Consider the following 13,183-nt stretch of genomic DNA (forward strand, 5'->3'; position numbering starts at 1 on the left):
TCGTCCTGGGTCGGGCAGGCGACCCGCACGATCTGGCAGCCGGACGCGGTCAGCTCGGCGATCTGCTGAAGCGTGGCGCCGATGTCCGACGTACGCGTGGTCGTCATCGACTGCACCGAGACGGGTGCGTCTCCGCCCACGGCGACGGTCCCGACCTGGATCTGCCGGGTCTTGCGGCGCTCGGCCAGCTTGGTCGGAACGGACGGCATGCCGAGAGAAATCGCAGTCATCTGCTGTGCAACCCCAAGTTGTGGATCAAGGTCCCGGAAATCGTGGGCTCCGGGCTTCGAGATTACGGTACGAGCGTGCCGGCGAGCACATCACGCCCCCGCGTTCAAACCCCCTCAACGGACGACGGCCGGACACCCGAGGTGTCCGGCCGTCGTCCCCGCGGTACGACTATGAGATTTTGACGGGATTGACCACGTCGGCGATCAGGACGAGGACCGTGAAGCAGACGAAGATCCCGGCCACCACGTAGGCCACCGGCATCAGCTTCGCCACGTCGAACGGGCCCGGGTCCGGGCGGCGCAGCACCCGGGCGAGGTTCCGCCGCAGCGACTCCCACAGGGCGCCCGCGATGTGCCCGCCGTCGAGCGGGAGCAGCGGGAGCATGTTGAACAGGAACAGGGAGAGGTTGAACCCGGCGACGAGCAGCAGCATCATCGCGACCTGCTGCGAGGCGGGGATGTCCAGGGTGAAGACGTCGCCGCCGATGCGGGCCGCGCCGACCACGCCCATCGGGGAGTCGGCCTTGCGCGGTGCGTCGTCGAAGGCCGCGTTCCACAGGTCGGGGACCTTGCCGGGCAGCGACACCAGGGACTCGATGCCGTTCTGCATCATGTCGCCCATGCGGGTCACGGACTGGCCGAAGGACTGCTGGACGATGCCGGAGGCGGGCGTGAAGCCGAGGAAGCCGGCGTACACGTACTTGCCCTCGACATAGCCGCCGTTGCCGTCGGTCTTGCTCACCTGGTTCTTGATCAGGTGGGCCTTCAGGGCGAGCTGCTGTCCCTTGCGCTCGACGGTGATCGTGACGTCCTTGCCGGGGTTGGCCCGGATGTCGGACTGAAGGGCCGACCATTCGGCGACGGGCTTGCCGTCGAACGCGACGATCTTGTCGCCGCCCTTGAGGCCGGCGGCCTTGGCGGGTGCCGCCTGGTCGTCCTGGGCGCACTTCGTGCGGTTCTCGCTCTGCTGGATGACGCAGTCGGAGACCTTGCCGACCGTGGTGGTCTGGGTCTGGACGCCGAACGTCATCATCACGCCGAGGAAGATCGCGACGGCGAGCACGAGGTTCATGAAGGGACCGGCGAACATCACGATCACGCGCTTCCACGGCTTGCGCGTGTAGAAGAGGCGGGTCTCGTCCCCGGGTTGCAGTTCCTCGAAGGCGGCCGACCGGGCGTCCTCGATCATGCCCCGGAAGGGGGAGGTCGAGCGGGCCTCGATCCGGCCGTCGGGGCCGGGCGGGAACATGCCGATCATGCGGATGTAGCCGCCGAGCGGAACGGCCTTGACGCCGTACTCGGTGTCGCCCTTCTTGCGCGACCAGATGGTCGGCCCGAAGCCCACCATGTACTGCGGCACCCGGATGCCGAAGAGTTTGGCCGTCGACAGATGTCCCAGCTCGTGCCACGCGATCGAGATCAGCAGCCCGAGCACGAAGACGACTATGCCGAGGATCATCATCAGGGTCGTCATGCACGAGCCTCCGCGGTTGTGGTCTGTGCCGTCAGTTCTCGGGCCCGGGCGCGCGCCCAGGTCTCCGCTTCGAGGACGTCCGCGACGGTCAGAGAAGTTCCCGTACGCGGTGTGCCGTGTTCCTCGACGACCCGGGTGACGGTCTCCATGATCCCGTTGAACGGCAGCGTGCCGTTCAGGAACGCGTCCACGCACTCCTCGTTGGCGGCATTGAACACCGCCGGGGCCGTGCCCGCGAGCTGCCCCACGTGCCGGGCGAGTCCCACGGAGGGGAAGGCGTCGTTGTCGAGCGGGAAGAACTCCCAGCTCGACGCCTTCGTCCAGTCGAAGGCGGGCGCCGCGTCCGGGACGCGCTCGGGCCAGCCGATGCCGATGGCGATGGGCCCCCGCATGTCGGGGGGCGTCGCCTGGGCGATCGTCGAGCCGTCCGTGAATTCCACCATCGAGTGGACATACGACTGCGGGTGCACGACCACCTCAATGCGGTCGAAGGGAATGTCGTAGAGGAGGTGTGCCTCGATGACCTCCAGCCCCTTGTTGACCAGGGTCGCGGAGTTGACGGTGATGACCGGGCCCATGGCCCAGGTGGGGTGCGCGAGGGCGTCGGCCGGCCGCACGTCCGCCAGCTCCGCCTTCGTCCGGCCGCGGAACGGGCCCCCGGACGCGGTCACGACCAGTTTGCGCACCTCCGCGCGGGTGCCGGAGGCGAGCGACTGGAAGAGGGCCGCGTGCTCGGAGTCGACCGGGATGATCTGGCCGGGCTCGGCCAGCGCCTTCACCAGCGGCCCGCCGACGATGAGCGACTCCTTGTTGGCGAGCGCCAGCGTGCGGCCCGCCTCCAGCGCGGCGAGGGTGGGCGCGAGACCGATGGACCCGGTGATGCCGTTGAGGACGGTGTGGCAGTCGGAGGCGGCGACCTCGGTGGCCGCGTCGGGTCCGGCCAGCAGGTCGGGAAGGGTCTCACCGGGTGCGTACCGGGCCGCGAGTGCCTCCCTGAGCGCGGGGACGGCCTCCTCGCGCGCCACGGCGACGGTCCGTACCCGCAGCTGGTGGGCCTGCTCGGCGAGCAGGTCGACCCTGCCGCCGGCGGCGGACAGCGCGGTGACCCGGAACCGGTCGGGGTTGCGCAGCACGAGGTCGATGGCCTGGGTGCCGATCGAGCCGGTGGATCCGAGGATCGCGACATCCCTGACTCCGTGCACGGGGTCGAAGACGAGATGCGGATCAGCGAGGGGGGCTGGACTGTCGCTCATCCCCCCATTGTGGCCGCAACGCGTGGGCCGCAGGACAGGGCGTCCCTCATTCCCGGTGTCGCGCGCAGTGACCGGTGCTGCCCGGCGGTGCCGCGGGGCCCCGGCGGGGAACGGGCGTCCCGTAGGCGCGGTGCCGACCGGTGTCCGCCCGCGGGGGCCCTCGTACGTCCGCCGGCCCTACTGATCCGCAGGTCAGCGCTTGTGGCGGCGCCTGGGCGCGGGCTTCGACGGCCCGCGGCGCCCGCGCGCCGACGGTCCGCCGGGCGGTCCGGGAGGGGTGGTCGTGGGGGCGGGCGGCTGCGCGGGCGCGAACGCGCCTTCGACCACCCCCTCGGCCGTGTCGAGGGTCGGCGCCGTGAACAGGAGGCCGCCGGCGCCCTCGCGCCGTTCCGGGGCTCCGGGGGCGGGGGCCTCGGCGCCGAGGTTGAAGACGTAGCCGACGGACTCCTCCTTGATGGCGTCGGTCATGGCCCCGTACAGGTCGTAGCCCTCGCGCTCGTACTCGATGATCGGCTCGCGGCCGAGCGTCCAGCGCAGCCCGATGCCCTCGCGCAGGTAGTCCATCTCGTAGAGGTGCTCGCGCCACTTGCGGTCGAGGACGGACAGGACGACGAGGCGCTCCAGGTCGCGCAGGGGCCCGGAGCCGAGTGCGGACTCGCGATCGGCGTAGCGGGCGCGGATGTCCTCGGTGACCGTCTCGACGATCCGCTCGGTGGTCAGGTCGTCACGGCTCCCGTGGCGGTCCTCCAGTTCCCCGACCGTGATCCCCACGGGGTAGAGCTGCCGGAGGGCGGCCCACAGCCGCTCCAGGTCCCACTCCTCGCCGAAGCCCTCGCCGGTCTCGCGCTCGATGTAGGCCCGGACCGTGTCCTGCATGAAGTGGCGGATCTGCTCGCTCAGGTCCTCGCCCGCCAGGACGCGGCGGCGCTGGGCGTAGATGAGCGTGCGCTGCCGGTTGAGGACCTCGTCGAACTTCAGGACGTCCTTGCGCGAAGCGAAGTGCTGCTGTTCGAGCTGCGCCTGGGCGGAGGCGATGGCGCGGGTGACCATCTTGTTCTCGATCGGTACGTCGTCGGGGACATGGGCCATGGACATCACGCGGTCGACGACGTCGGCCCGGAACAGCCGCAGGAGGTCGTCCTCCAGGGAGAGGTAGAAGCACGAGGCGCCGGGGTCGCCCTGGCGGCCCGAGCGGCCGCGCAGCTGGTTGTCGATGCGCCGGGACTCGTGACGCTCGGTGCCCAGGACGTACAGGCCGCCGAGTGCCTTGACCTCGTCGTGCTCGGCGGCGGCCGCGGCGGTGATCCGGTCGAGCACCCGGCTCCGCTCCCCGGGGTCCGCGTCCTCGCCCGCCTCGGCGAGCGCCATCGCCTCGGGATTGCCGCCGAGCATGATGTCGGTGCCGCGGCCGGCCATGTTGGTGGCGACGGTGACCGCGCCCCGGCGGCCGGCCTGGGCGACGATCCGGGCCTCGCGCCGGTGGTTCTTGGCGTTGAGGACCTCGTGCCGGACGCCCTGGCGGCGCAGCAGCGCGGAGAGGACCTCGGACTTCTCGACGGAGGTGGTGCCGACGAGAACCGGGCGGCCCACCTCGTGCTGCCGGGCGATGTCGGCGAGGATCGCCGCGTACTTCGCCTCCTCGGTGCGGTAGATCTGGTCGGGGTCGTCGCGCCGGACCATGGGCCGGTTGGTGGGGATCGGGACGACGTGCAGGTCATAGATCTGGTGGAACTCGGCCGCCTCGGTCATGGCGGTGCCGGTCATGCCGGCGAGCTTGCCGTAGAGGCGGAAGAAGTTCTGGAGGGTGATCGTGGCGAGCGTCTGGTTCTCGGCCTTGATCGCGACGCCCTCCTTGGCCTCGATGGCCTGGTGGAGTCCCTCGTTGTAGCGCCGGCCGGCCAGGATGCGGCCGGTGTGCTCGTCGACGATCAGCACCTCGCCGTCCACGACGACGTAGTCCTTGTCGCGCTTGAAGTGCTCCTTGGCCTTGAGGGCGTTGTTCAGGTGTCCGATGAGCGGGGTGTGGTCGGACTCGTAGAGGCTGTCGATGCCGAGCTGGTCCTGGAGGAAGTCGACACCGGGGTCCAGGATCGACACGGTGCGTTTCTTCGGGTCGTACTCGTAGTCGTGCCGGGTCCGCAGCAGGGCGAGGCGTTCCTTGTCGGCCGGGCCGGTGAACAGTTCCTCCTGCACCCGTACGCCGTCCATGTGCCCGGCGAACGCGGCGAAGGCCTCGTACCAGTGCGTCGGCTGGTCGGCCGGGCCGGAGATGATCAGCGGGGTGCGCGCCTCGTCGATGAGGATCGAGTCGGCCTCGTCCACGATCGCGAAGTGGTGCCCGCGCTGGACGAGTTCACCGGCGGACCAGGCCATGTTGTCGCGCAGATAGTCGAAGCCGAACTCGGTGTTGGTGCCGTAGGTGACGTCGCGGGCGTACTGGGCGCGGCGTTCGGCGGGGGTGGACTCCGTCTCCAGGACGCCGACGCTCAGGCCGAGGAAGCGGTACGCGCGCCCCATCCACTCGGCGTCCCGGCGGGCCAGGTAGTCGTTGACCGTGACGAGGTGGACGCCGTGGCCGGTCAGGGCGTTGAGATAGACGGGCAGGGTGGCGACGAGTGTCTTGCCCTCCCCCGTCTGCATCTCGGCGACGTGGCCCAGATGCAGCGCCGCTCCGCCCATGACCTGGACGTCGAAGTGGCGCATGCCGAGGACGCGGCGGGAGGTCTCGCGCATCGCGGCGAAGGCCTCCGGCAGCAGGTCGTCCAGGCTCTCACCGGCGGCGAGGCGTTCCTTGAACTCCGGCGTGAGGGACCGGAGTTCCCCGTCGCTCAGGGTCCTGAACCCCTCGTCGAGGGAGCCGACCTGGGCGGCGAGGTGTTCGAGGCGGTGCAGCATCCGGCCCTCACCCGCCCGCATGATCCTTCCGGTGATGGCCTCGAACCCTTTAACTGGCATGGGAAGTCCCTCGCAGTCCGGCACGGCCGGTGCCGGGGAACCGCCAGGGCGTCGCGGTGGAGTTCCCCGTTCGCCGTCGCGTTCATTGTCGGCGCCCTGCTGCGGCGCGGCAAGCAGCGGGACGGCGGACGGGGGCTGCGCTCCACCGGGGAGAGGGTCAGCGAATGGGCCGGTGGACGTTCTCCCTGGTGCTGGCGCCCGGGGTGGCGTCGGCGATCCAGGGGCCGTCGCCCGACGGGTCGAGGACGCCTTCCTCCAGCCAGGTGTAGGTGCCGGACAGGACGCCCTTGACGACCTTGCGGTCGACGTCGTCGGTGTTGCTCCACAGGCGGCCGAAGAGTTCCTCGACACGGATGCGGGACTGACGACAGAAGGCGTCGGCGAGCTGGTAGGCCTCGCGCCCGTGATCGCCCTGGGTGCGCAGGAGTTCGGCCCGTACGCAGGCCGCGCTCATCGCGAACAGCTCGGCGCCGATGTCGACGATCCGGCCCAGGAAGCCCTGCTTGGTCTCCATCCGGCCCTGCCAGCGCGACATCGCGTAGAAGGTGGACCGGGCGAGCTTGCGGGAGCTGCGCTCGACGTAGCGCAGATGGGTGGAGAGGTCCACGTCGTGCCGGAACTCGCCGTACGTACCGGGGAGCCGGCCGGGACCCGCGACCAGCTTCGGGAGCCACTTGGCGTAGAAGACACCGGCGTTCGCGCCCGCCTTCGCCTTCTCCGAGAGGGACTTGTCGGGATCGATGAGGTCACCGGCCACCGAGAGGTGGGCGTCGACGGCCTCCCGGGCGATCAACAGGTGCATGATCTCGGTGGAGCCCTCGAAGATGCGGTTGATGCGCAGGTCGCGCAGGACCTGTTCGGCGGGGACCGCGCGTTCGCCGCGGGCCGCCAGCGACGCGGCCGTCTCGAAGCCTCGGCCGCCGCGGATCTGGACGAGCTCGTCGGCCATCAGGCAGGCCATCTCGGAGCCGTACAGCTTGGCGAGGGCGGCCTCGATGCGGATGTCGTTGCGGTTCTCGTCGGCCATCTGCGACGACAGGTCGAGGACCGCCTCCAGGGCGAAGGTGGTGGCCGCGATGAAGGAGATCTTGGCGCCCACGGCCTCGTGGAAGGCGACCGGCTTGCCCCACTGCTCGCGCACCGACGTCCACTCGCGGGCGATCTTCAGACACCACTTGCCCGCCCCCGCGCACATGGCGGGCAGCGAGAGGCGGCCGGTGTTGAGGGTGGTGAGGGCGATCTTCAGGCCCGCCCCCTCGGGTCCGATGCGGTTGGCGGCCGGCACCCGCACCCGGTGGAAGCGGGTGACGCCGTTCTCCAGGCCGCGCAGGCCCATGAACGCGTTGCGGTTCTCGACGGTGACGCCCTCCGAGGAGGCCTCCACCACGAAGGCCGTGATGCCGCCCTTGCCGGTCTCGGACTTCGGGACGCGGGCCATGACGACGAGGAGGTCCGCGACGACACCGTTGGTCGTCCAGAGTTTCACCCCGTCGAGGATGTAGTCGTCGCCGTCCGGTACGGCGGTCGTGGCCAGCCGCGCCGGGTCGGAGCCGACGTCCGGCTCGGTGAGCAGGAAGGCGGAGATGTCGGTGCGGGCGCAGCGGGGCAGGAAGGTGTCCCGCTGTTCCTGGGTGCCGAAGAGTTTCAGGGGCTGCGGTACGCCGATCGACTGATGGGCGGAGAGCAGCGCGCCCAGTGCCGGGTTCACGGAGCCGACCAGGGCGAGGGCCTTGTTGTAGTACACCTGGGTGAGGCCGAGGCCGCCGTACTTGGTGTCGATCTTCATGCCGAGGGCGCCGAGCTCCTTGAGCCCGGTGATGGTCTCGTCCGGGATCCGGGCCTCGGCCTCGATCCGGGCGGAGTCGATCTTCGTCTCGCAGAAGTCCCGCAGTTTGGCCAGGAACTCCTCGCCGCGCTGGACGTCCTCCTCGGCCGGGAGCGGGTGGGGGTGGATGAGGTCGAGCCGGAAGCGGCCGAGGAAGAGTTCCTTGGCGAAGCTGGGCTTCTGCCAGCCCTGTTCGCGCGCGGCCTCGGCGACTTGTCGGGCCTCACGTTCAGTGACGGTGGGCTGGTGGGGTGTTGCGGACATGAGGCTCACCTCGCCGCGAATAGGGATCTTGGGACAGTCCATTACCGACCGGTTCTACTCGATCGTATTTACCTGATTCCGGATGTCCCCACCAGTCCTCGCGCAGCGTTCGGCCCAATGGGCTCCCCGTGCACCGGCCACCTTCGCCGCACCGGGGACCGGTGCGCACCGGCGAATCGCCGCCACGACGGCCCGGGGAGCAGCTGCCGCGAGAACGCGCTCGCCGAAGCGCCTCGACGGCTCTCGGCACGACCGGATCCGAACGTACACATGAGCGATAATCACCCCGTTCTACGCAGTGGGCGAGAGCCATGTGCAACGGGGGACCAGAGTGACCAGAAGTCAGGGGGGCGGCGGTGGCGAGCCATCGGACAGAGAGGCGCTCGCGGTCGAGCTGCGGCGGCTGAAGGAGAAGTCCGGACTCAGTTTCGGGCGCCTGGCCGGCAAGACGCACTACAGCCGCTCGTCATGGGAACGCTTCCTCAACGGCAAGCAGCTGCCCACCACGGTGGCCCTGGAGGAGTTCGCCGCCGTCATGGACGCGGACGCGGACTTCCTGCTCGGACTGCTGGAGCGGGTTCTGGAACCGGCGGGGGCGGGCGGGACGGGCGGAACCGGGGCTTCGGCGGAGGCGGGGGCGACCGGCCGGGCAGCGGCCGGGACCGGGGCGACCGGCGGGGCAGCGGCCGGGACCGGGGCCGACGCGGGCACCCAGGGGGTCCTGTCGACCACGGGCCCCACGGCGGCGACCGCGACCGCGGCACCGGTCGCGGTGCGACTCGCCTCCTTACAACCCGTGATGCCGGAGGCCGTCTCCGCGCAGTCCGCCGCCACGCGACCTGCCTCCGCGCAGCCCGTCCCGGCGGGGCCCGTCGCCGTGCGGTCCGTGGCCGCGCGGCCCCTGCCGGTGCCGTCCGAGCCGGAACGCTTCCTGCGGGTACCGTCCGTGGCGGTGTCGCCCGCCGAAGGGCCGCCGGCCGAGGTGCCACCGGTCGATGTGCGGCAGGTCGTCCGGCGGAACTGGAGGCCCGGGATACGCAGGGCCGGGCTGGTCGCCGCCGGTGCTCTGGTGGGCAGTCTCGCGACCGTGCTCGCGCTCGGCGGCGCCCCGTCCGGCGGCGGCTCGTCCCCCGGTGCGGCCGACCTCTCGCCGCAGACCCCGCGGCCCGGCTGCTCCGAGGACACCTGCCAGCGACGCGACCCCCAGGCCATGGACTGCCAGTGGGACGCCACGACCGCGCGCGAGACCTGGCTGCGCGGCATGCACATCGAACTCCGCTACAGCGCCGCCTGCGGGGCGGTCTGGGGCCGCATCGAGAGCGGCGCGGTGGGCGACTCGGTCACCATCAAGGACAAGTACGACCTCGAACTGTCGGCCACGGTCCGCGTGGACCGCGATACCTACACCGGCATGCTGCCCGTCGACTCCGGCGCCCCGCCCCGCACGGTGACGGTCTGCGGCCGGATCCCGAAGTACCACGCGATGGAGTGCTCCCCCGAGGGCTCCGTCGAGCCCTGAACTCCCGTGCCCCGCACCGGATACGCCGACGGCCCGAGCCCCCGCACAGTTGGGCTCGGGCCGTCGGCCTCGGTCGGGTCCGGTCAGAGAGCGAGACCCGTCAGGACGAGCACGCGCTCGTAGGTGTAGTCGTCCATCGCGAACTTGACGCCCTCGCGGCCGACGCCGGACTGCTTCGCGCCGCCGTACGGCATCTGGTCGGCGCGGTAGGACGGGACGTCGCCGATCACGACGCCGCCCACCTCCAGGGCGCGGTGCGCGCGGAACGCGGTCTGGAGGTCGTGCGTGAACACGCCCGTCTGGAGGCCGTACTTGGAGTTGTTCGCGGCCTCGAAGGCAGCCGCCTCGCCGTCGACCTTCTGCACCGTGAGGACCGGTCCGAAGACCTCCTCGCAGGAGATCGTGACATCGGCCGGGACGTCGGCGAGGACGGTCGGTGCGTAGGAGGCGCCGTCGCGCTTGCCGCCGGTGAGCAGCGTGGCGCCGGCCGCGACGGCCTCGTCCACCCAGGACTCGACGCGCTCGGCCGCGGCCTCGCTGACGAGCGGGCCGACGTCCGTCGTGGCGTCGGACGGGTCACCGGTGACCTGGGCCTCGACGGCGGCGACGACGCGCGGCAGCAGCCGCTCGTACACCGCGGCGTCCGCGATCACGCGCTGCACCGAGATGCAGGACTGGCCGCCCTGGTAGTTGGAGAAGGTAGCGATCCGGGTCGCGGCCCAGTCGAGGTCCGCGTCGCTCGCGAAGTCGGCGAGGACGACGGCCGCGCCGTTGCCGCCCAGCTCCAGGGTGCAGTGCTTGCGCGGCACCGAGTCCATGATCGCGTAACCGACGGTCTCGGAACCGGTGAAGGAGATGACGGGAAGGCGCTCGTCCTGGACCAGGGCGGGCATCTTCTCGTTGGCGACCGGCAGGATGCTCCAGGAACCGGCGGGCAGGTCGGTCTCGGCCAGCAGGTCGCCGAGGATCAGACCGGACAGCGGGGTCGCGGGCGCCGGCTTCAGGATGATCGGGGCTCCGGCGGCGATGGCCGGGGCGACCTTGTGGGCGCACAGGTTCAGCGGGAAGTTGAAGGGCGCGATACCGAGGACGACACCCTTGGGGAAGCGCCGGGTGAGCGCGAGGCGCCCCTGGCCGCCGGCGTCGGTGTCGAGGCGCTGCGCCTCGCCGCCGTTGAAGCGGCGGGCCTCCTCGGCGGCGAACCGGAACACGGACACCGCGCGGCCGACCTCGCCGCGGGCCCACTTGATCGGCTTGCCGTTCTCGGCGGAGATGAGCTGCGCGATCTCCTCGGTGCGCTCGGCCAGACGGCGCGAGACGTGGTCGAGGGCAGCGGCGCGTACGTGGGCCGGGGTGGCGGCGAACTCGTCGCGCACGGCGTACGCGGCGGCCACGGCCTCTTCGACCTGGGCGTCGGTGGGCACGCTGACCTGCCCGACGATCCGGCCGTCCCACGGCGAGGTGACGTCGAACGTGGTCTCACCGGTGGCCTGGCGGCCGGCGAGCCAGAAGGCGTGGGTGGCCCCCACATTCTTGTTCTGGGGCATCTGCGAGTCCCGGCCCTTCCGTAGGCGTGACGATGAGGGGTGTTCCTGCTGGTGGTGCGCTTCCCGTCCACGGTAGGGCCGGGACCACCGAGGGACGTTTGTCCGGCACGTAACAGTCAGGGGGCCGGATACTCCGGTTTGGACTGATCGCCGGAGCCGTCCGGCGACGGCGCGTACCGAGCTTGCTCGGGCCGCTGCCGCACCCGCCGTCCGGGCGTCCGCTCCACCCGTCGCGTCGCCGGGAAGCCCCGTCACTCCCCCGTCGCCGACGTGGCCTTCAGGGCGAGCCAGAGCTCCATCCGGACGTCGGGGTCGTCCAGCGAGCGTCCGAGGATCTCCTCGACCCTGCGCATGCGGTAGCGCAGCGTGTGCCGGTGGACTCCGAGATCGGCGGCGGCCGCGTCCCACTGGCCGTGCCGGGACAGCCAGGCCCGCAGCGAGGCGACCAGGTCGCCGCGGCCGGTGGCGTCGTGCTCGTGGAGCGCCCGCAGGAGCCCGTCGGCGAACGCCCGCACGGCGTCGTCCGCGAGCAGCGGCACGACGGACCCGGCCGCCAGTTCCTCGTGCTCGACGAGGAACCGGCCGCGTCGACGGGCGACGGAGAGGGCCTGTTCGGCCTGTTTGTAGGCGGCGCGGGCGGCAATCGGACCGGCGGGTGCGGAGAGCCCGACGACGAGTTCGCCCTCGTCCCCGGCGCCCTGCTCACGCGGAACGGCGCGCGCGGACTCCAGCGCCGCGGCGTGGTCCCCGCAGGCCGCGACCGCCGCGCCCCCGTCCACGGCGAGGACGACCAGCCGCTCCCCGTCGGGCACGACGAGTACGGACTCCCCCGAGCGCACGGCGGCGGACTCGACGACCTCCGCGAGGGCGCCCAGCGGATCGCCCTTGACGTCCGGCACGGCGACGGCGGACTTCGCGGGTGCCGCGGCGCCCACGCGGGCGTGACCGTCGGCGTGCGCCCGCCCGGCCGACGCGGACACCGACTCGGCGATGATCAGACGGAAGGGGGCGTCGAGCAGTTCGCCGTACAGGTCTCCCGCGACGGCCCGCGCGTGGTCGGGTTCCCCGGCGAGCAGCATCCCGAGGACGGCCGCGCCGATCCGCTGTTCGGCGGCGTGCAGGGACCGGGAGCGTTCGGTGGTGAGGGTCAGCAGGGCGATCGCGGAGTGCACGGCGTAGCGCTCGGCGGTGCCGAGGGCGCCGGCGGTGCCGACGGCGAGCGCGGCGCGCGGTCTGCGTCCCGTTCCGAGGGAGTGCAGTTCGACGCGGTCCTCGCCGCCCACGACCGAGCTCGCGGGCGCGGGCCGCTCGCGCAGCCGCTCCACGTCCGGGGTGAGCCGGGCGGCCCGGCGTCCGGCCCAGTCCGGGGCCGCGGCGACGACGGAACCGGAGGCGTCGTAGAGCGCCGCCCAGCCGTCGACCTGTCCGGCGAGCGCGGCGAGCAGTCCCTCCGGCCCGTCGTTCAGCGCCTGCTTGGTGAGTTCGCGCTGGGCGGCGAACCCGGCGGTGACGGCCCGGTACTGATCGGCGGCGATGGCGGCGGACACGGCCTTGCTGATGGCGAGGAAGGGGGTGCGCCGGGGCACTTCCAGGAGCGGCAGTCCCTCTTCCTCGGCCGCGTCGACGAGCGCCTTGGGGATCTCGTCGTAGTTGACGCCGACGGCGAAGCCGATCCCGACGACTCCGGCATCGGCCAGCCGCTTCACGTACCGCCGCATGACGTCGGGGTCGTCCGCGTCCAGCTTGAGCGCGGTGATCAGCAGCAGTTCCCCGCCCTCCATGTACGGCACGGGGTCGGCGAGCTCGCTGACATGGGCCCAGCGGACCGGCACGTCCAGGCGGTCCTCGCCCGCACGCACCGTGAGCTTGAGCGCGGAGTGGTGGACGAGCGAGGCGAGCGTGGGGGGCATGAGGCCTTCAGGTCGGTGTGAGCTCGGTGATCTCTGTGATCTTTTGGCCGCGGCGTATGAACGACCTGTGTCGATTCTGCCTCACCGTACGGTCACCGCGTGCGCTCACGCTCATTCCCCCTGGTCAGCAGGTCGGTATATTCATACGTTCCACCCCATACGCGCCACCCATCGCCCGCCATCGGCCGCCCGACGAGCGCCGGCGG

8 protein-coding genes are annotated in these 13,183 nt (G+C 71.5%); 1 reads left to right on the forward strand and 7 read right to left on the reverse strand.

All coding sequences use genetic code 11. The annotated features are described in order from the left end of the window. From ACZ4AA_RS27195 to ACZ4AA_RS27215, 5 genes are all read right to left on the reverse strand, one after another. On the reverse strand, positions 1 to 230 hold a 230-nt coding region (locus tag ACZ4AA_RS27195), incomplete at its 3' end, for a flavodoxin-dependent (E)-4-hydroxy-3-methylbut-2-enyl-diphosphate synthase (protein WP_467608342.1). 169 nt (positions 231 to 399) lie between these two features. Then, complete coding sequence (locus tag ACZ4AA_RS27200) at positions 400 to 1,704, reverse strand: M50 family metallopeptidase (protein ID WP_467608345.1); 1,305 nt, start codon at positions 1,702 to 1,704, stop codon at positions 400 to 402. Then, positions 1,701 to 2,957 carry a 1-deoxy-D-xylulose-5-phosphate reductoisomerase gene (gene dxr, locus ACZ4AA_RS27205; protein WP_467608347.1) on the reverse strand — a complete coding sequence of 419 codons (1,257 nt, stop codon included), beginning with the start codon at positions 2,955 to 2,957 and terminating at the stop codon, positions 1,701 to 1,703. Before dxr ends, ACZ4AA_RS27200 begins: the two co-directional genes overlap by 4 nt. Before the next feature lie 192 nt (positions 2,958 to 3,149). After that, the gene (secA, locus tag ACZ4AA_RS27210; RefSeq protein ID WP_467608350.1) at positions 3,150 to 5,912 is read right to left on the reverse strand and encodes a preprotein translocase subunit SecA; all 2,763 of its coding nucleotides are present in this window, start codon (positions 5,910 to 5,912) and stop codon (positions 3,150 to 3,152) included. 157 nt (positions 5,913 to 6,069) lie between these two features. Then, positions 6,070 to 8,001, reverse strand: coding sequence for an acyl-CoA dehydrogenase family protein (locus ACZ4AA_RS27215; protein ID WP_467608353.1), 1,932 nt, complete (start codon positions 7,999 to 8,001; stop codon positions 6,070 to 6,072). 331 nt (positions 8,002 to 8,332) lie between these two features. On the opposite strand from ACZ4AA_RS27215, the gene ACZ4AA_RS27220 reads away from it, so the two are divergent. After that, the gene (locus ACZ4AA_RS27220) at positions 8,333 to 9,520 is read left to right on the forward strand and encodes a helix-turn-helix domain-containing protein (RefSeq protein WP_467608357.1); all 1,188 of its coding nucleotides are present in this window, start codon (positions 8,333 to 8,335) and stop codon (positions 9,518 to 9,520) included. Between the two features lie 83 nt (positions 9,521 to 9,603). Here the strand turns inward: ACZ4AA_RS27220 and ACZ4AA_RS27225 are convergent, their stop codons facing one another. Then, positions 9,604 to 11,049 (reverse strand): aldehyde dehydrogenase family protein, encoded by a 1,446-nt coding sequence (locus ACZ4AA_RS27225; protein ID WP_467608805.1) that lies wholly within the window; start codon positions 11,047 to 11,049, stop codon positions 9,604 to 9,606. 269 nt (positions 11,050 to 11,318) lie between these two features. Further along, a complete protein-coding gene (locus ACZ4AA_RS27230) occupies positions 11,319 to 12,977 on the reverse strand; it encodes a PucR family transcriptional regulator (RefSeq protein WP_467608360.1) in 1,659 nt (552 codons plus the stop codon). Positions 12,978 to 13,183: the final 206 nt, after the last annotated feature.

Source organism: Streptomyces sp. NPDC024698, from assembly GCF_055559015.1.

What these genes read in the sequence shown, in the direction of transcription:
- ACZ4AA_RS27200 (WP_467608345.1), bottom strand. Translation starts at nt 1,704, where the DNA reads ATGACGACCCTGATGATGATCCTCGGCATAGTCGTCTTCGTGCTCGGG.
- dxr (WP_467608347.1), bottom strand. Translation starts at nt 2,957, where the DNA reads ATGAGCGACAGTCCAGCCCCCCTCGCTGATCCGCATCTCGTCTTCGAC.
- secA (WP_467608350.1), bottom strand. Translation starts at nt 5,912, where the DNA reads ATGCCAGTTAAAGGGTTCGAGGCCATCACCGGAAGGATCATGCGGGCG.
- ACZ4AA_RS27215 (WP_467608353.1), bottom strand. Translation starts at nt 8,001, where the DNA reads ATGTCCGCAACACCCCACCAGCCCACCGTCACTGAACGTGAGGCCCGA.
- ACZ4AA_RS27230 (WP_467608360.1), bottom strand. Translation starts at nt 12,977, where the DNA reads ATGCCCCCCACGCTCGCCTCGCTCGTCCACCACTCCGCGCTCAAGCTC.